This is a genomic window from Aestuariibacter sp. GS-14, from assembly GCF_006494365.1.
Taxonomy (GTDB): Bacteria; Pseudomonadota; Gammaproteobacteria; order Enterobacterales; family Alteromonadaceae; genus Alteromonas; species Alteromonas mangrovi.
Genome location: NZ_VHIP01000012.1, coordinates 80,666 through 96,951, shown reverse-complemented (window position 1 = coordinate 96,951; position 16,286 = coordinate 80,666). Strand labels below are relative to the sequence as shown.

General features: G+C 47.3%; 19 protein-coding genes. 11 read left to right on the top strand and 8 right to left on the bottom strand.

Annotation, left to right across the window (positions count from 1 at the left end; all coding sequences use genetic code 11):
* Positions 1-28 precede the first annotated feature (28 nt).
* Genes FJ444_RS16520 through FJ444_RS16510 form a run of 3 tightly spaced genes read left to right on the top strand, consistent with a single transcriptional unit; the run spans position 29 to position 3,529 of the window.
* A complete protein-coding gene (locus FJ444_RS16520) occupies positions 29-1,285 on the top strand; it encodes an MFS transporter (RefSeq protein ID WP_181405196.1) in 1,257 nt (418 codons plus the stop codon).
* Complete coding sequence (locus tag FJ444_RS16515; RefSeq protein WP_140960112.1) at positions 1,278-1,841, top strand: gluconate 2-dehydrogenase subunit 3 family protein; 564 nt, start codon at positions 1,278-1,280, stop codon at positions 1,839-1,841. Before FJ444_RS16520 ends, FJ444_RS16515 begins: the two co-directional genes overlap by 8 nt.
* Positions 1,838-3,529: a GMC oxidoreductase gene (locus FJ444_RS16510; RefSeq protein ID WP_140960110.1), complete on the top strand. Its 1,692-nt coding sequence runs from the start codon at positions 1,838-1,840 to the stop codon at positions 3,527-3,529. The genes FJ444_RS16515 and FJ444_RS16510 overlap by 4 nt, the downstream gene beginning before the upstream one ends.
* A 57-nt stretch (positions 3,530-3,586) precedes the next feature.
* Here FJ444_RS16510 and FJ444_RS16505 read toward each other — a convergent pair whose 3' ends face one another.
* Both FJ444_RS16505 and FJ444_RS16500 read right to left on the bottom strand, forming a co-directional pair.
* Positions 3,587-5,563 carry a glycoside hydrolase family 3 protein gene (locus tag FJ444_RS16505; RefSeq protein ID WP_219993907.1) on the bottom strand — a complete coding sequence of 659 codons (1,977 nt, stop codon included), beginning with the start codon at positions 5,561-5,563 and terminating at the stop codon, positions 3,587-3,589.
* 166 nt (positions 5,564-5,729) lie between these two features.
* Positions 5,730-6,377 carry a TetR/AcrR family transcriptional regulator gene (locus tag FJ444_RS16500; protein WP_140960106.1) on the bottom strand — a complete coding sequence of 216 codons (648 nt, stop codon included), beginning with the start codon at positions 6,375-6,377 and terminating at the stop codon, positions 5,730-5,732.
* Positions 6,378-6,459: 82 nt separating this feature from the next.
* Here FJ444_RS16500 and FJ444_RS16495 point away from each other — a divergent pair, with 82 nt between their 5' ends.
* Positions 6,460-6,693, top strand: a complete 234-nt coding sequence (locus FJ444_RS16495) for a tautomerase family protein (protein WP_140960104.1) — start codon at positions 6,460-6,462, stop codon at positions 6,691-6,693.
* Positions 6,694-6,718: 25 nt separating this feature from the next.
* Here the strand turns inward: FJ444_RS16495 and FJ444_RS16490 are convergent, their stop codons facing one another.
* Positions 6,719-7,480, bottom strand: a complete 762-nt coding sequence (locus FJ444_RS16490; RefSeq protein WP_140960102.1) for an SIMPL domain-containing protein — start codon at positions 7,478-7,480, stop codon at positions 6,719-6,721.
* Positions 7,481-7,564: 84 nt separating this feature from the next.
* Positions 7,565-8,467, bottom strand: coding sequence for a TIGR01777 family oxidoreductase (locus FJ444_RS16485; RefSeq protein WP_140960100.1), 903 nt, complete (start codon positions 8,465-8,467; stop codon positions 7,565-7,567).
* A gap of 92 nt (positions 8,468-8,559) precedes the next feature.
* On the opposite strand from FJ444_RS16485, the gene FJ444_RS16480 reads away from it, so the two are divergent.
* The 7 genes from FJ444_RS16480 to FJ444_RS16450 all read left to right on the top strand — a co-directional run bounded on the left by FJ444_RS16480 (position 8,560) and on the right by FJ444_RS16450 (position 13,348).
* On the top strand, positions 8,560-9,612 hold the full coding sequence (locus FJ444_RS16480; protein WP_140960097.1) for an AI-2E family transporter: 1,053 nt from the start codon (positions 8,560-8,562) through the stop codon (positions 9,610-9,612).
* Between the two features lie 298 nt (positions 9,613-9,910).
* On the top strand, positions 9,911-10,309 hold the full coding sequence (locus FJ444_RS16475; RefSeq protein ID WP_140960096.1) for a hypothetical protein: 399 nt from the start codon (positions 9,911-9,913) through the stop codon (positions 10,307-10,309).
* Between the two features lie 104 nt (positions 10,310-10,413).
* A complete protein-coding gene (locus tag FJ444_RS16470) occupies positions 10,414-10,902 on the top strand; it encodes a hypothetical protein (RefSeq protein ID WP_140960095.1) in 489 nt (162 codons plus the stop codon).
* 108 nt (positions 10,903-11,010) lie between these two features.
* The gene (locus tag FJ444_RS16465) at positions 11,011-11,193 is read left to right on the top strand and encodes a hypothetical protein (protein WP_140960094.1); all 183 of its coding nucleotides are present in this window, start codon (positions 11,011-11,013) and stop codon (positions 11,191-11,193) included.
* Between the two features lie 331 nt (positions 11,194-11,524).
* Positions 11,525-11,833, top strand: a complete 309-nt coding sequence (locus FJ444_RS16460) for a hypothetical protein (RefSeq protein ID WP_140960093.1) — start codon at positions 11,525-11,527, stop codon at positions 11,831-11,833.
* 97 nt (positions 11,834-11,930) lie between these two features.
* On the top strand, positions 11,931-12,533 hold the full coding sequence (locus tag FJ444_RS16455; RefSeq protein WP_140960092.1) for a hypothetical protein: 603 nt from the start codon (positions 11,931-11,933) through the stop codon (positions 12,531-12,533).
* A gap of 281 nt (positions 12,534-12,814) precedes the next feature.
* Positions 12,815-13,348 (top strand): hypothetical protein, encoded by a 534-nt coding sequence (locus FJ444_RS16450; RefSeq protein ID WP_140960091.1) that lies wholly within the window; start codon positions 12,815-12,817, stop codon positions 13,346-13,348.
* A 199-nt stretch (positions 13,349-13,547) separates the two neighbouring features.
* Here FJ444_RS16450 and FJ444_RS16445 read toward each other — a convergent pair whose 3' ends face one another.
* The 4 genes from FJ444_RS16445 to FJ444_RS16430 all read right to left on the bottom strand — a co-directional run bounded on the left by FJ444_RS16445 (position 13,548) and on the right by FJ444_RS16430 (position 16,286).
* The gene (locus tag FJ444_RS16445) at positions 13,548-14,885 is read right to left on the bottom strand and encodes an ATP-binding protein (RefSeq protein ID WP_140960090.1); all 1,338 of its coding nucleotides are present in this window, start codon (positions 14,883-14,885) and stop codon (positions 13,548-13,550) included.
* Between the two features lie 6 nt (positions 14,886-14,891).
* On the bottom strand, positions 14,892-15,575 hold the full coding sequence (locus FJ444_RS16440; protein ID WP_140960089.1) for a response regulator transcription factor: 684 nt from the start codon (positions 15,573-15,575) through the stop codon (positions 14,892-14,894).
* Between the two features lies 1 nt (position 15,576).
* The gene (locus FJ444_RS16435; RefSeq protein WP_140960088.1) at positions 15,577-15,852 is read right to left on the bottom strand and encodes a PepSY domain-containing protein; all 276 of its coding nucleotides are present in this window, start codon (positions 15,850-15,852) and stop codon (positions 15,577-15,579) included.
* A 134-nt stretch (positions 15,853-15,986) separates the two neighbouring features.
* Positions 15,987-16,286 (bottom strand): YciI family protein, encoded by a 300-nt coding sequence (locus FJ444_RS16430; RefSeq protein WP_140960087.1) that lies wholly within the window; start codon positions 16,284-16,286, stop codon positions 15,987-15,989.

Sequence of the window (16,286 nt, the reverse complement as noted above, 5' to 3'; positions counted from 1 at the left end):
TTTACGCGTTTATATGAGGAATCGTTTTATGGTTACAGGAAATCACAACCGACCGCAGGGCATTGTGCTGCTATTTGTACCGGTATTTATCATGCTGGGACCCGTGTTGATTTCGCCCATTGTTGGCACGTTGTTTCAACATTTTAGCGGACAGGCCTATGCGCGGGTGTTGGTGCCTTTGTTATTAACTGCGCCTGCACTGTGCCTGGCGTTGTGTTCGCCGATTGCCGGTAAACTAGCTAATCGCATAGGGGGTAAAAAAGTACTGGTAGGTTCATTGGCCTTTTACGGTCTGATGGGCGCTGCTCCCATGCTGGTGGATTCATTGTACGGTATGTTGGCGAGCCGCTTATTACTGGGCGTGGCTGAAGCCGGTATCATTACCGGGAGTATGGTGCTCACCGCAGCGTATTTTAACGGTGATGAACGCCAAAAGTGGATTGCCTATCAAAATATAGCGCTGCCATTAATTGGTGCTGCGTTATTGTTTGCTGTAGGACAGGTTAGTCGTATCGATTGGCATTACACCTTTGCTTTATACGGTTTGAGCTTTTTGGTATTCATTGCTGCTGCCGCAGTCTTGTACGAACCGGCTATTACTGGCAACGCTTCAGGATCGCTAGCCGCACCTGTCACTCCGGCCTCTTCACCCTCTTCATCTGCGAGCAGCGTTATTCCGCTTAACACCATGTTACTGCTGGTTGCACTGGCCATACCCGGCTCTCTGGCGTTTTATGCCGTGCCGGTGAAGTTGTCTTTTGTATTGCAGGAGTTAGGACAAGGCTCACCGGCCGTGGTGGGTCAAATCATGTCGATGGGATTGATTTTTGGCTCACCGGTGGGGGCAATACTGGCGCGACTGGTAAAACGCTGGGCGTTTGGTAAAGCACTGGCGCTTGCCATGGCCTTGATGGGCGCCGGATTAATATTGCTTGGTATCGCGTCGGATACTGCAACGGTAACTGCTGCTGTGATCATACAGCAAGCCGGTGGCGGCTTAATGCTGGTGGTGGCACTCACGTATGTGCTGCATGTTGCACCGGTTCAATTCAGCGGCTCTTATTCCGGTTTCTGGTGGCTGGTGTATACCCTGGCAAACTTTGCCACGCCGTTGGTGCTCACCACAATTGATACGTTTACTTCAAGCAGTGCCGTAACCATGCTGGTGGTTGGGCTGATTATTGTAGCGTTGCCAATGTGGCTGTTAAATGCCAAACGGCTTTCTGCCTCAATGACCAGTGACTTACCCGACAATATCCCTGCAAAGGAGGCACAGCATGGCTGATTCAATAAATAATCAACGTCGGGCTGTTCTGGGGACCATGCTTGCCGCAGCGGGAATGAGCGTAGTGCCACAACAGGTATGGGCAGCGATAAAAGCCGTGCCCGAGTCGCCGTTACTGAATAGGCTTTGCGATATCACATTACCCGATACCGACACGCCCGGCGCTCGCAAAGCAGGCGTACCGGCATTTGTGATAACGGCCATTGAACACGGGCTGGCAAACTGCCCGGCAACGGCGTTGGTTGATTTCAATAAGGCGCTGGCGTTGTTGGCCGGGAAAGATTTTGTAGCGCTTAACCCACAACAGCAATTATCACTGCTTACCACTATTGATGACGCGGCGTTCAGCCGTGCGCCGGTGAACCACCTGGGCGATGCGCCTACGCTGTGGAAAGCCATTAAAACACTCATTGTGACGGGGTATTACACCTCAGAGGTTGGCGGCAGCCAGGAGCTTCGCTATGTGCTGGTGCCCGGCCGGTTTGATGCCGATGTACCTTGCGATAACACCACACGTGCATTTTCCAGCGACTGGACAGGAGTAAAATTCGGATGAGTAATCAAACCTATGATGCCATTGTAGTGGGCTCAGGAATAACCGGTGGCTGGGCAGCCAAAACCTTATGCGAACAAGGCTTACGCGTATTATTACTGGAGCGGGGGCGCAATGTTAACCATCGCCATGACTATAAAAATGAAATGAAAGCGCCCTGGGAATTACCCTTTCGGGGCAAAGGCGATAAGCGTTATCTGGACAGCCATAAGTCCGTTCAGCAGCACAACGGACACCTGGATGAATGGACTCAGGACTACTGGGTAAATGACTCTGAACATCCCTATCAAACCGCGGATGATACCGCGTTTAACTGGTACCGGGGTTATCATTTGGGCGGCCGCTCAATTATGTGGGGCAGGCAGTGTTATCGCTGGAGCGATACCGATTTTGCTGCTAATGGTAAAGATGGTCATGGCACTGACTGGCCGATTCGCTACGCCGATGTTGCGCCCTGGTACGATGAAGTAGAAGCGTTCATTGGCGTGTCAGGGGCCAGTGAGAATCTGCCGCAATTGCCTGATGGGCAGTTTCAGCCGCCCATGGCGTTAACGCCGGTTGAGCAATATATGCGTGAACAAATTGCTGCTCATTATCCGAAGCGTTGCCTGACCATTGGCCGCACCGCGAACTTAACCGAAGCGAAGTTAAGTGAAGGCAGGGTAGCCTGTCAGCGCCGCAATATCTGTGGCAGAGGCTGTTCTTTCGGAGCGTATTTCAGTACGCAAAGTTCAACGTTACCGGCTGCTATGGCAACGGGCCGCTTAACCCTCAAAACCGATGCCGTGGTGGATACCGTTGAGTATGACGCCACGCATAAAAAAGTCACTGGCGTTAATGTAATAAACCGGGAAACCAAACAACGTGAACGATACCGGGCGCGCATGGTGTTTTTATGTGCCGGGGCATTTAACACAGTGGCGTTGCTGCAACGCTCGGTAAGTGGATCCTTTCCCAACGGCCTGGCTAATCACAGTGGCACCCTTGGCAAGTACATTATGGATCACGCCTCTACACTGGGTGTTGCGTCGATTATGCCGGGTTTTGAAAAGCACTATTACTATGGTAACCGGCCTACGGGTATTGTGATCCCAAGGTTTGTGAATCTAGCGGAGCAATCAGAATCCTACCTGCGCGGCTTTTCGTATCAGGGCGGGGCATACCGGCCCAGTTGGTCTAGAGGCACTAAACAAGCCGGTTTAGGGGAAGCCTTTAAACAGGACTTACGCGGCCCTGGCGACTGGAAATTTGTTTTGACGACCTTTGCCGAGTGTTTACCGGCCGAACACAACGCAATTACCCTGGATTGGCACAACAAGGATGCCGACGGCTTACCGCAATTGCGCATTGATTTTACCTTTGGTGAAAACGAGCACAAACTGTTGCGTGCTGCTAAGGAAGAGGCAGCGGCGATGGTGTCGAAAGCGGGTGGAAGAGTATTGTTTGGTTCAGACCGGCCTAATCCGGGCGGCTCAGCGATTCATGAAATGGGTGGCGCTAGAATGGGTAAAGACAAAACGTCTTCTGTGCTTAATGCCTATAACCAGGCTCACGATATCGATAACCTGTTTATTACCGATGGCGCAGCAATGGCATCGTCGGCGTGTCAGAACCCGTCTCTTACCTATATGGCGTTAACGGCCAGGGCAGCTACCTTTGCTGCCAGCCAGTTAAAACAAAATAAGATTTAACTTCCCGCCATGGCCCTTTGCGTTATCTCCAAAGGGCCGCAAAGGGCCAACTCAGTATTACTTTGCGTAGGATAACGAAAAGCCTGCCGGATACAGCGGATTAGCGCTGTCGTTGGGTAAGGCAGGCGATTGCGCTTCTACTGCGCTCATGCTGGAAGGTAGTGCATAGGGCAGGCTACCTTGCGGTGTGATGTCGCCGCTTAACGCGGCCAGCAGGGCGCTGTCGCTGGCCCCAAAGTTTGCCACAATGGCATCAGACAGTGGTGCTATCTCCGTTAAAATTGCCGGACGCTCCAGAAACACCGCCAGTACTACTGGCAATTGCTCTGGTAGGCTCAACAACGCTTTCATGGCTTCGTCAGACTGCACAAAATTCAGCCGTCCTTCATTCTGCATGGCCCCAAAGAAATACAGTGGGTGCAGTTTTTCGCTGGGCGTGGTGGTACGAATAATGGCTAAATCGGCTTCTTCTGGCATGTCAACCAGCACCGCGCCTGTGTTTGAAATTGCTTCGGCCGACATGCCGGGGGCAAACACCTTTTTGGCTGCAAAGTTAAATGGCAGCAACTCGCTGTTATTTTTAAGCACCACTTGAGACGCAGCCTGCGCTTCGTGAGCCTGTTGCAATATTGCAGGTTGGCCGACGACACTTGCCACGGCATCAACGTCTACGTAGGGATTGTCGAACAAGCCCTGAGCAAACTTGGTGATCAGCACCCGTTTTACCGATTCATCGATACGCTCTAAGGTTAAATCGCCTTGCTGTACCGCCTGAATGATTGGCTCTACCGATTCAGTGCCACCAAACTGATCAATACCCGCCCGGATCCCCATCACAAAGCGTTCGTACTGAGAGATATCCTCAACACCCCAGGGCATAGCAATTTCGCCCGGACCCTGACGCCGGGTAGGCGCTTTGCATTCGTCACTGCAATCGTTGGTGACGCCCCAGTCAGAAATTAACACACCGTTAAACTGATAGGTGCCACGCAGTACATCGTTTAGTAACATGTGATTGAACGAAGGGGCCACTGGCGGAATGGCTTCCCCATTTACACTGGCGTGCTGCAAAATAGGGTAGGCGGGCATAATGGCGCCGGTATGGGCACTGAACGCGCCGTCAAAGGCGGCAATGTGCTGGGCAAAGGCCTGTTCGTTGGCTACGTCGGCGTAACGCCCGTAATAGCTGTGCGCATCAAAACCATCCACTGCAGCACCATAGCCTACCCAGTGTTTCACAACGGTTAATACGCCGTCTGACGTTAAACCCTTATTACTGCCCTGCATTCCGGTAACGGCAGCGGCCACATGCTGGCTGACTTTTTGTGGATCGGAACCAAAGGTAGCATTAATGCGCGGCCAACGTGGCTCTGTAGCTAAATCAGCCTGGGGCGACAGGGCAATGTGAAAGCCCACTGCACGGTATTCTTTTGCGGTTTGACGGGCAAACGCTTCGGTAGTGGCTGGGTTATCCAATGCGCCAAAACCAATGTATTCCGGCCATTGAGTAAAGCCATTGCTGGCGGAGCTTGCGCCTACTACATACTGAAAATGGTTTCTGGGATCGGTACTAATACTCACCGGGATGCCAAGCCGACCTTGTTCTGCCAGTTGCTGCACCAAATTGTTCTGCACGGCAATGTCGGCAGGAGCCATAGAGAGGCGGCTAATAAAGGTTGATATGTTGCGTTCGAGCAGCGGAACTGATAAGACATCGATGTCATAACCTACCGAAGAAAATCCCGCAAAGCCCTGTAAGCCGGGCAGGGTGCCATGCACCATTTGGCCAGCCTTCTCTTCCAGCGTCATACGAGCAACTAAATCGTCTGCACGGGCCTCGGGCGATAAACGCCAGTCTTCATAAGGCGTTAATAAGCCGTCGTTGTTGAGATCGCGAAAGGTTAATCCGCCTTGCTCAATCACAGGTATAGTTCGGCTGCTTATTAAAACCTGGCTGGTTGTTGGCGCCGGGGCCTGGGAGCAGCCATTTAGAAACAGTGCTGCCATTGCTAAAGTGGTGAGTCGTTTTTGCATAATTAGAATTGGCGTTTGATTGAATATACCAAGGCTAACCGACTCACTCTAACGGGTATATCACTTTTTGCTGATAACTCGTATTTACGTAATCGATAGCTTATTGTCTATTCAATAATGCCAATTCAAATGACTACAGCAATGCTCACGATATGACTTATGAGCGTTAACGAGCAAGCGTGGGTGATAACAGGTAATATTGCTGAATCTCAGCGATTTCACTGAGTATTTCTTCCCAGCTGAGTCCGTCGGTAATGGGCTCAAGGCTACCAAAGCCCAGATAGCGGGCAATGGATACGTGTAAAATGCGGAAGCAGGAGTGAACCGCTTTTTCCTGCTGCTCGCGCTGAATTTCGTTGGCATGCGTTAAAATCAGGTTTTCGTAGAGCGCCTGACTTTGATGATAAATCTTGGTGCCGGTGGTTGAGATACTTTTGTCGGTTAACGCTATTTTCATAAATGCGCGGATCAACGGCGCGTTGTCACGCAAATGCTCTGCGTACGTCCGGTTGGCATTTTCCAGAATGTCGGTTAAACATTTACAGCGCTGTGCAACGGATTCGATGGCCAGCGATAATTGATCCCACATTTTCTGATATTCGCGCTTTTGCAGTTCCGATAATAAAATTTCTTTATTTTCAAAGCGATAATATATAGAGCCAACAGACACTTTAGTGCGTTTACTTAATTCCTGAAGCGTAAATTCTTCTGGGCCGCGCTCGGTTAGCAGTTTTATTGCGCCCTTGAATATTTTTTCCTGGGAAGCTTTGCTTCGGTTTTGGCGTGGTTGTCTGACACTTGGCGTAGAAGTCATAGTGATATTGAAAGAAACTTCATTACTTAAATAGAGTTTTATGACAATATCATAAAAACATGATTTTTAAAGGACTTAGTCTATGCCTCACATTAAAGTGCAAATGTGGCCAGGGAAGAGCCAACAGCAAAAGCAACAATTGGCGGATGCGTTGTCGCAGTGCCTGCAGGATGTATTGGGATCGTCGGAAGCGTCGGTGTCGGTAGCGATTGAAGATATTCAGCCAGACGACTGGGGCAGTGTGGTGTACGAGCCGGAAATTGAAGGCAAACCCGAACTGTTGTTTAAACAGCCCGGGTACTCAAAACCGGTTTAACAAAGTAGCGAATTCAGGCCGTTAATCAGGGCTCAATGCGGTAAATCACATTTACGGTTTTCGACAGTTCGATAGTTTGGGGTATAAAAACTGTAGTGCTTTGTTGTCGAGTACGAGTGGCGCTCACCTCGAAGGCTTCGAGACTATAACGTTGCTCAACCCCAAAGCTGGCAAAAAAGTTGTCAAACGAGCCTGAATCATTAAACGCAAACACCTTTCCTAATTTTACATCGAGTCCGGCCGCCATGGTTTGGGCTTTGGCTTTTGCATTCGCGGCGGCGGCTGATATGAGTGACAGCGTTATTTCATCGGCATTGGAAACTGAAAAATTACTGCCAACATCGGCCACATTTTGCATTTTCATCAGTGCTTCAAACAGCGGCGCATAATCATCAATATTGCTTAGTTCTACCGTGAAATCTCGCGACATCTCATAACCCAGTATCGCCAGGTCCTGATAATTGTCACCTCGTTCACGTTTAGTGTATTTACTGATTTCATAAGCCGTAATGGCACTGTCAGGGATGTTCAGTGTTGATAGTATTGCCAGCACCGCTACTGTTGTATCTGCCAGAGCGCGATCTGCGGCTTCCGCCTTTTCATCAAAGATTTCAATAGTGAATGACACATCGACACGGTCGGGCGGGAGTTCCTTACTGGCGGTGCCTTGTACGGTTACAAACGGAAAGTCGGGCAACGCAGACGCGTAACCAGCGCAGTGAATGAATACAAAACTACATAGTACGGCAATCCGCTTAAACCAGCGGCTGTGAGAGATTGCAGGCATAAATTCTTCCTTGAAACTTTTGCAACAACATAGCCTGAATTAACGCACTTTGAAAGTGATTATGTTGGGGTACGGTACATCCGTTTAGGTTAAATCAGCAAAGGCCGACTGTATGTCGGAAAACGTAAACTTAAATCCTGCATCCCTCAGTTTTTGTGGGATAACGCGTTGTCCGGTTAACAATAGGTCTGCCGCTTCACCCATCATTAACCTTAACGCAAATGCAGGCATGGGAAAGATGGCCGGCCGGCCCAGTGAAGCGGCGTATGCTTTCACAAATTCACGATTGGTGACAGGCGAAGGGGCAGTGAGGTTGAATGCACCTTCACACTGCGGGCGTTCAAGTAAAAACACAATCGCTGCCACCATATCCTTAATGTGGATCCACGACATTACCTGTTTACCTGAGCCAATAGGACCGCCCAACCCTAAAGAAAACGGTAAGCGCATTTTGCTAAGTGCACCGCCGTCTTCCGACAGCACTACACCCGTTCTCAGCAGACAAACCCGGGTTTTTGTTACAGCCTGAAGGGCAATACGTTCCCATTTTTCACATACCTGATGGGTAAATTCGTCATGTACGTTAGCATGCGCTTCGGTAATGGGCGTATTGCCCTGTCTGCCGTAATAGCCAATCGCCGAGCCAGATATAAACGTGTGTGGGGGATGTTGCGATGCCTGAATTTTATCGACTACTTGCTGGGTTATATCCCAACGGCTGTTACAAATGCGGGCTTTTTGTTCCTCTGTCCAGCGTTTATCGGCTATTGGCTCGCCCGCCAGATTTATTACTACATCGAATTGATCAAAGTTCTCAAAGACATCCAGCGACGTTACTGCGTTAATATGGCCTGGTAACGCAGAGGTTGCTTTTGCAACATCGCGGGTAAGCACAGTAATAGCGTTAGCAGGCTGTGATTTTTTGATCAGTGCCTGAATTAAATGACGCCCGATCAAACCGGTGCCACCGGTAATTAAAATGTGCATGAATGCTCCTGTTGAATGCTGCGAGCAAGGACTACCTAAAAAGTAGTAAATCTGGTAGCGTGGTCCTTTGTTTCACGGACCAGAATAAAACTATGCCTATTCAATCGCCTACCGCTAAAGCCTTGCTTATTTTCGCCAGCTTAATTGTTATTTTTGCCGGCATCAAAGCAGCGAGTACCATTATGGTGCCGTTTTTTCTTTCTGGCTTTATTGCCATAGCGTGCGGCCCTTTAATTAACTGGCTGGCCCGTTACCGGGTACCCCGCTGGTTATCTATTACTTTAGTTATACTGTTGATCGTGATTTTTGGTTTTATGCTGGCTGGATTAGTGGGCCAGTCAATGAGTGAATTCAAAGAAAATATGCCCCAGTACCGGGAAAAACTGTCGGGTGAATTTGCCTGGGTAGTGGCGCAGCTGCAAACGTTTAATATCCACGTAGACAAAGATCTTATTGTGTCTTATTTGGATCCGGGGATGGCGATGTCGATGGCCACCAATTTTTTAAGTGGAATGGGCGGTGTGTTGTCGAATCTGTTTCTCATCTTGCTAACCGTTATCTTTATGCTGTTTGAAGCGGAGAGCATGCCGCGCCGGTTACACGTGGCCCTGGCTGATCCCAACATGAAAATGCATCACATCGACCGCTTTATTCAATCGGTTAACAGCTATCTTGCCATTAAAACCGTGATCAGTTTGTTCACCGGTTTACTGGCGGGCATCTGGTTGTACATTTTAGGTGTTGATCACTTCTTATTGTGGGCAGTACTGGCTTTCCTGTTTAACTACATACCCAATATTGGCTCTATCATTGCCGCCGTGCCAGCGGTGCTGATGGCACTGGTGCAATTTGGTGCGGGTGAAGCCGGTTTGGTGGCCCTGGGTTACGTAGTTATAAACACCGTAATGGGGAATGTGATTGAGCCGCGTTTTATGGGCCGTGGTTTAGGTTTATCCACGCTGGTGGTTTTCCTGTCTTTGATATTCTGGGGGTGGCTGTTGGGCAGTGTGGGCATGCTGTTGTCGGTACCGCTTACCATGATTGTAAAAATTGCCCTGGAATCCCGCGAAGAAAGCCGCTGGCTGGCTGTTTTACTGTCCAGTGAAGACGACTTAAAGCCGGTTGAAAAGGCGCCGGTGGCATAGAGTTAACACTAGCGCTGGATTGCTGCAAATCGCAATGCAGAACGCCATAAGCCCGTTTGCGAATAATAAGCTGGCTTGAAGTGATATTTCACTGAGGTGAGTCGATAATTTCGCGTACTCGGTACCTACAGGGATTACTCAGGTTAATCTTGCAAAGATGAATGACTACCTGTATTCCGTTTTCCGTTTTGTGCGTGAGGTGAGATTTTATGTTCTGTCCTCTGAAAACACAGAATATGGTTTTCCAGAGGAAACGGGTGTTACTATGAAGTCTGAGTAATAAGCTTTTAGGTGCCTCATGAAAACAGAAAAGGAAATCCTCGCTGAATTCATCACGCTAGTTTTTAAAACTAGTGAGTCTTCAGCTTTCGATTACTTCTCTAAAGAGAGTTTAATGAAAGGCTCTTTAACCTCAGTTCGACTTGCTGCAAATGACGCGATAGAAATTTCTTCTCACATGCGCAAAACTGAGCAAGCTGTTTTAGATGCAAACCTGCTATCTATTGGTTTACCTTCGTTAAGTTCAATACAGAACAAAACTTTCAGAGAATTCATGAAAATCGCAAATCGAGGTAGCATTAAAAAAGAACTGGAATACCGTTTGGCCAGGTCACTTTCAGAAACAGAAGTCCTAAACAGCGAACAGCAAGAGATCGCTTATCAGATGCTAGAGTGTTATGAACAAGCACGCACTTAACAAATAAATTAAGTCACTCACTTCGTTCGCTGGGATGCATACATGTGGGCAGCTTCGCATTTTAGCCCACATGTCTGCGCCCTTTATTTAAAAATTATGAGCCTATGAAAGTTTCGCTATACACATTGATATTTTCAGTATTGTTCAACCTAGAAGTTAGTGCTTGTCCTGCACCACCTCCTGGATATGGCTTACCACACGCTGAATTAATCGAGAATACTTCAACGATAGTGTTGGCAAAAACCATTAAAATAACTGACAAAGTTGTAGTATTTGAAGTCGTCGAAAATATTAAAGGCGAGAGTGAAAAAGAGTTTTTCTGGCGTCGTTCAAGAATACCTAAGTCAGTTAAGCATATCAGTACTGATTTTAATCGTCATATTGAGCCGGCTTTTTGGTCTGACTTTCTATTAGTTAGACGTTCACCAATTTCAAAAGGCGGAATTTGTAATATCGCATTCACCTACGAACTCGGTGAAATTTACTTAGTTTTTCGCGAGTCATGGGGGCATGCACATTCAAATGAAATCATCAAATCAGAAAATGATAGGTGGTTGGCATTTGTTAAAGAGTCAGTTGCTAGCGGCTCATAACAAGTTACTTAAAAGGACATAAAACGCTTGGCTTGAGCTCCTTTGTCGCTAATTTTAGACAAGCATTTATGCGCCCATTGGTAAGGCGTTTACATACTTGGAATAACAATGGCTTTAGACACATTGGTCCCTTTATTAAAGGTCAAATCAGGATTCGATTTATTTGCGGAACAAGTGAAGCTATATCAGTCAATTCAATTCCCAAATTACACTGAAGCAGATGGCGATATGCTACTTTTTCAATGGGGACTTTTGATTGGGGAGAGGGGCAGTTTTTTGAGCTTGATCTAACCAGACAATTGACAGACAAAGAAGTAGATGGAGATGTTGTCCAGCTTTGTTGCACTCTTAAATTTCAATCAAATTCCGCAACAGACTATTTAGGTGAAGGTAATTTTTGGTGTAATGACAAAAATAATTCTGGCAAGTTTTTGTCAATGTCGTTGCCCACACAGTATTTCAGACATGTTTAAGTCAGAGAATAGTCGCGACTAAAATTGAGGTAGAGTGTGTATAACATAAAATTATGTCGCCCGCAGGCGGGCTGGAACACAAACAGCAAGATGGCTTCGCTATTATAGCCTGTCTGTTTGTGCCGCAAATTTAGGTGTTAGGTGATACTGTGAGCATTGAACATTTAGAGCTTTTAAGAAACGCCTTAGAGCGCAGTAAATGGCATGTTGTAAACGAATTGCCAGGAAACGATTACGACATCTCCGCTTATTGGGAAGTCGCGCGGCCAAATGGGATTCCAAAGTTTACTATCGCTTTCTCGGGAAGAGATGATTTGAAAACGCTGCCTATCGAAAAGGCGTACGGATGCCATGTTGTCGGCCACGAAAACATAGGTTGCTATTTCGGTAGAGTTAATAAATCGTACAGGGATGAACTAGACAGTTTTATCAAGGTAGTAGTGAGTGAAATCACCTAACAAGCCAACGCTACGGGATACTAACACGTAGGCTCCTGTCACTTCGTTTCGTATTTTAGACCACAGGTACTAGCCTCTTATGGGGGGAGGGTAACTCATGAAAGTTTGGCATTTCGTGTTATTTTTTGGATTAGTATTAAGCATCTATGTGTATGCTGGTGACATACTGACAGCCAACAAACAGTTATATGACAAAGCAAATAGCGGTGACGTAAAATCGATGGATATTCTTTCAAGGTTTTACATTGATCAATATAGTTGGCGATACAATCCTGAGCATTCTAGGTATTGGCTGTGTCGCAAGGAGAAAATAGTTCCAAACGATAAAAGTGCCTTGGATTGCGCAACGCTATTAAAGATTGGTGAGCAAAAAAATTACTCAACATTTTATGAGCGCGGTGAAAAAATCAGGGAAGTTAGTCTATCGTCTGATTTCATGGATAACCTTAGCTTAGAAGTCCCGCCAGAAACCGAGTGGAATATAAAATGGAATTGGTCTGACTGTGATGGAATCTGTAGTTATGAAATATCTGTAGATGGCTATTATTATGTTGGAGAGCAGAAAAAGTACCTCATTGGTAGAGAATCAACGTTATCCCTAAGTAATGGTGAAACTGGTGAAATATGGGTTCAAAGTGGTTCAAATGTGACATTACAGATAGATCCTAAATTAGTAAGGATCATAGAGTATGCACAGTAACTTAACCCAAACAGATCAATCAACTACGCGCCTACGGCGCCGGTCGCGGCGAAACTGCTCCGATTCTCAAGGAAATAGCTGAAAATCATGCACCGAATATATTACTTATTATTTATCATTGCTCTTACTTCATGCGCTTCACTGTTTCTTTTTAACAAATCAGGCATTTCTCTGAATGGTCAAGTGTATTAAATCATCAGCTAACGATGCTAAGTACTATCGCCAGCTCAGAAGGCGTGCTGGCTGGGCCTCGCTAACACTCGGCCTTTGTAGGCGGCGTTATGCCTAAGGTTGAATTTATGCGCTTTTTTCTTTTAATCATTTGTATAAATTTTATTGGATGCGCCCATAACTCGGATGAAGCTCCTAGCGAAGCTGAATTAATAGAGTACTTCAATCAAAATCAAAGCGGATTAGAGAAATTGAAGGAAATGATCGCTATTGATTCTCGTGAACATGATTACTTTGAAATCCGAGACGGAAGAATAGGTAAATATGAGCTAACCGAAAAAGGCTGGAGCAAAAGTTACGGTCAATATGTACCTTTTAGTGTCGTTTCGGGTACCTATCTATTAACAAGCTCGCGCTATGATGAATATATTCAATTGTTTAAAACTACAAAGACGACTGCTGTTGAGTATTACACTGGGAATGTATCAATCACTATATTTTCAGCTGGTTTCGTTTTTGGGGGTTGTAGTAGTGAAATAATTTTTCATCCAGAAAAATTAAATCTCTCTCGCCCATCGTGGGCAACAACATACCACCAAGTTTATTTCAACGACAATTGGGGTGGTATTACACAATGCAATTAAGACCTATTAATCGTTTCAAGTCGTGCGCGGCGGACTGGGACAAAAACAGGTAGACTGCTTCGCATTGAAGCCTGCGCGACTGTCCTTGTTTTAAAAGTTAGGCATTCATTCAAAACCTGAGGTTTGAAGCGAATTTATTTTAAAGCTTAAACAGGTTTATCCCTCGCAATTCAATCAATCAAAAAACTAAAATACCCAACTAACCCAACATGCGAATGGGAGCGGGGAAGGTAATGGTGAACATGGCGCCGCCTAATTCTGAGCGACCAATGGCCAGCTTGGCTTCGTAAGCGGCGAGCAGGTCGGCAACAACAGCCATGCCAATGCCCTGACCTTCGGTGTAGGCGTCCAGGCGTTGTCCGCGGGTGAGCAGACGTTCAACCTGTTCTGGTGGAATGCCCGGGCCATCATCTTCAATGCACAATTCGGTTTGATAAGGGGTTTCGTTAATCGTTACCTGAATGCGGCGATCTGCTGCTTTGCAGGCGTTGTCCATCAGGTTACCCAGTATTTCCATCAGGTCCGTTTTGTCGCCAAAAAACTGCCCTTGTTGGCCGTTAACCGCAATTTGCAACGCTTTGTCTCGATATACTTTATTCAGAGCATTACTTATTTGTTGTGCAACAGGCGCAATGGCTATGCCTTTATCCCAGCTTGTGGTGCCCGCTGTGGCCCGTTTTAGCTGGCGCTGAATAAGGGCGTCAATTTGTTGCAGCGGCTCTTGCGCCGATGCGGGTAATCCCTGAGTGCCTAATGCAACAGCCAGCGGGGTTTTTAAACTGTGAGCCAGGTCACCCAAACTGTTTTTATAACGCTGTCGCTGCTCGGCTTCCGCACTAAGCAGGGCGTTTATACTTTGTTTTAATGGCGTAAACTCGCTGGGGTAATTTGCTGTAAGCTGTTGTTGCTGGCCATTGCTGGTATGTTCAATTTCACTAATCAGTGCGCGAACCGGTTTGAGTAGGGTATTCATACCCAGTACCAACAGTACAATCAGCCCCAGCCCTAACCCGATAAGGTATTGCCACACTGAGCGCAAATAAATCCGGCGTTCGTTTTCGAAGTCAGCATTGTTATTGAATACAAAAAACGTCACCGGCAAATAGTTGTCGCCGTCTTCAAATTCGGCCGTGTAGCTATAGGCAAAATAAGTGGGGTGCTGTCCGTCCAGCGCATGTTCGGCCACATACAATTCGCCACCTACATCTGGTGCAGCTGGCAGTGATTCAATGTGCGTTTCCAATCCCGATGCAGAAATCCAAACCGTGGCCTGGGTAAGCTGTATTACCCCCAAATAACCGGAGTTGGGCAGGTTAAGCTGTTCGTCGAACAACATGTCGGGCATCACGGGGGCACCGTCATCCATCTCGAATACCGAGATGAGCGACAGTGTCATGAGTTTGAGTTCGTTATACTTGGCTTCTTCCAGGCTGGAAGTGTAAGCCTGCGACAGCGTTAGCACGGTTACGGGTATAAACACCAACAACGCCACGCAGGCTATTAGCAGGCTTCGTACCCGAAGTGATAAACTGCGCACCCGCGGTTATTCGCCAGTAAGTGACTGACTCAGGCGGTATCCGCGCCCTCGCAGGGTTTCAATGGGCTTCAGGGTATTATTGGGATCGAGCTTTTTGCGCAACCTGCCAACAAACACTTCAATTACGTTGCTGTCTAAATCAAAGTCCTGGTCGTAGATGTGCTCAGTGAGTTCCGTTTTTGAAATCACTTTTTTGGGATGCAGCATCAGGTATTCCATTACTTTGTATTCGTAGGCGGTTAAGTCCATGGATCTGGCATTTACCTGCACTTCCTTGGCTTGCATATCCAGGCTTACCGGGCCAAATTCTATCAGTGAACTGGCTTGGCCTGACGCGCGTCGGATGAGTGCTTTTACCCGCGCCAGTAATTCTTCGTTGTGGAAAGGTTTGGTGAGGTAGTCGTCGGCACCGGCATCCAGTCCTTCTACTTTTTCCTGCCAGCGATCGCGTGCGGTTAAAATTAATACTGGCGTGGTTACCCCATCGGCACGGGCCTGACGGATCACATCAAAGCCATCCAAATTGGGCAGGCCAATATCAACAATGGCTAAATCGTAGTTTACTTCCTTTAACTGAAACAGGGCTTTGTTGCCATCGTCGGCCAAATCCACACTATAGCCTTGCTGTTGCAACAGAGTGTCGAGTTGCATCAGCAACCGGCTGTCATCTTCGGCAATTAACATTCTCATACTACTGGTCGTCCTTGCTGCCATTGCTCGGCTTTACTTCGCCTGAGCGTTTATCTACATCTAAGGTAACTACCCGGCCGGATTTTTTGAGCATTTTTACCCGGTAAGCACTTTGGGTCTTGTCCACTTTTAACACGCGGCCGTCAACGTGCCGTTTGGCTTGTTCGGCAGCTTGGGCGGTGTTTTTGACCGGCTTGTTTTGATCTTGTTGTGAAAATGCAGCAGGGCTGGTCAGCAACATAATCAATACAACGCACAGGGCACTTATTCTGAACATAATACTCCGACGGCGGTAATCACCTTAACAACTATGGGGTGAGCATAACTGTGTCTGGCTGAATGTTGTCTGAATATACTATCATTGCGTGGCGCAGGTGCAATGAAATTGCACCTGCGTTTATTGTTTGCGCGTTATGGCAGGACTTTTTTGTATGGCTTAACTACTACAGAGGCGTACACACCGGCTTCAATATACGGGTCGGCATCGGCCCAGTTTTGGGCGTCTGTCAGGCTGTTGAATTCAGCCACAACCAGTGAGCCTGTGAAACCCGCTTCACCCGGATCGTTGCTGTCGATAGCCGGGAAGGGGCCTGCAATAAGCAAACGCCCTTCGTCTTTTAACGCGTTTAAACGGGCCAGATGAGCAGGGCGCGCAGCCATGCGTTTTTCCAGGCTGTTTTCTACGTCTGTGGCACAAATCATATAAAACAT

Excerpts from the sequence above, each read along its gene's own strand:
- FJ444_RS16520 (WP_181405196.1), top strand. The coding sequence starts at position 29 with ATGGTTACAGGAAATCACAACCGACCGCAGGGCATTGTGCTGCTATTT.
- FJ444_RS16515 (WP_140960112.1), top strand. The coding sequence starts at position 1,278 with ATGGCTGATTCAATAAATAATCAACGTCGGGCTGTTCTGGGGACCATG.
- FJ444_RS16510 (WP_140960110.1), top strand. The coding sequence starts at position 1,838 with ATGAGTAATCAAACCTATGATGCCATTGTAGTGGGCTCAGGAATAACC.
- FJ444_RS16505 (WP_219993907.1), bottom strand. The coding sequence starts at position 5,563 with ATGCAAAAACGACTCACCACTTTAGCAATGGCAGCACTGTTTCTAAAT.
- FJ444_RS16500 (WP_140960106.1), bottom strand. The coding sequence starts at position 6,377 with ATGACTTCTACGCCAAGTGTCAGACAACCACGCCAAAACCGAAGCAAA.
- FJ444_RS16495 (WP_140960104.1), top strand. The coding sequence starts at position 6,460 with ATGCCTCACATTAAAGTGCAAATGTGGCCAGGGAAGAGCCAACAGCAA.
- FJ444_RS16490 (WP_140960102.1), bottom strand. The coding sequence starts at position 7,480 with ATGCCTGCAATCTCTCACAGCCGCTGGTTTAAGCGGATTGCCGTACTA.
- FJ444_RS16485 (WP_140960100.1), bottom strand. The coding sequence starts at position 8,467 with ATGCACATTTTAATTACCGGTGGCACCGGTTTGATCGGGCGTCATTTA.
- FJ444_RS16480 (WP_140960097.1), top strand. The coding sequence starts at position 8,560 with ATGCCTATTCAATCGCCTACCGCTAAAGCCTTGCTTATTTTCGCCAGC.
- FJ444_RS16475 (WP_140960096.1), top strand. The coding sequence starts at position 9,911 with ATGAAAACAGAAAAGGAAATCCTCGCTGAATTCATCACGCTAGTTTTT.
- FJ444_RS16470 (WP_140960095.1), top strand. The coding sequence starts at position 10,414 with ATGAAAGTTTCGCTATACACATTGATATTTTCAGTATTGTTCAACCTA.
- FJ444_RS16465 (WP_140960094.1), top strand. The coding sequence starts at position 11,011 with ATGGCTTTAGACACATTGGTCCCTTTATTAAAGGTCAAATCAGGATTC.
- FJ444_RS16455 (WP_140960092.1), top strand. The coding sequence starts at position 11,931 with ATGAAAGTTTGGCATTTCGTGTTATTTTTTGGATTAGTATTAAGCATC.
- FJ444_RS16450 (WP_140960091.1), top strand. The coding sequence starts at position 12,815 with ATGCCTAAGGTTGAATTTATGCGCTTTTTTCTTTTAATCATTTGTATA.
- FJ444_RS16440 (WP_140960089.1), bottom strand. The coding sequence starts at position 15,575 with ATGAGAATGTTAATTGCCGAAGATGACAGCCGGTTGCTGATGCAACTC.
- FJ444_RS16435 (WP_140960088.1), bottom strand. The coding sequence starts at position 15,852 with ATGTTCAGAATAAGTGCCCTGTGCGTTGTATTGATTATGTTGCTGACC.
- FJ444_RS16430 (WP_140960087.1), bottom strand. The coding sequence starts at position 16,286 with ATGTTTTATATGATTTGTGCCACAGACGTAGAAAACAGCCTGGAAAAA.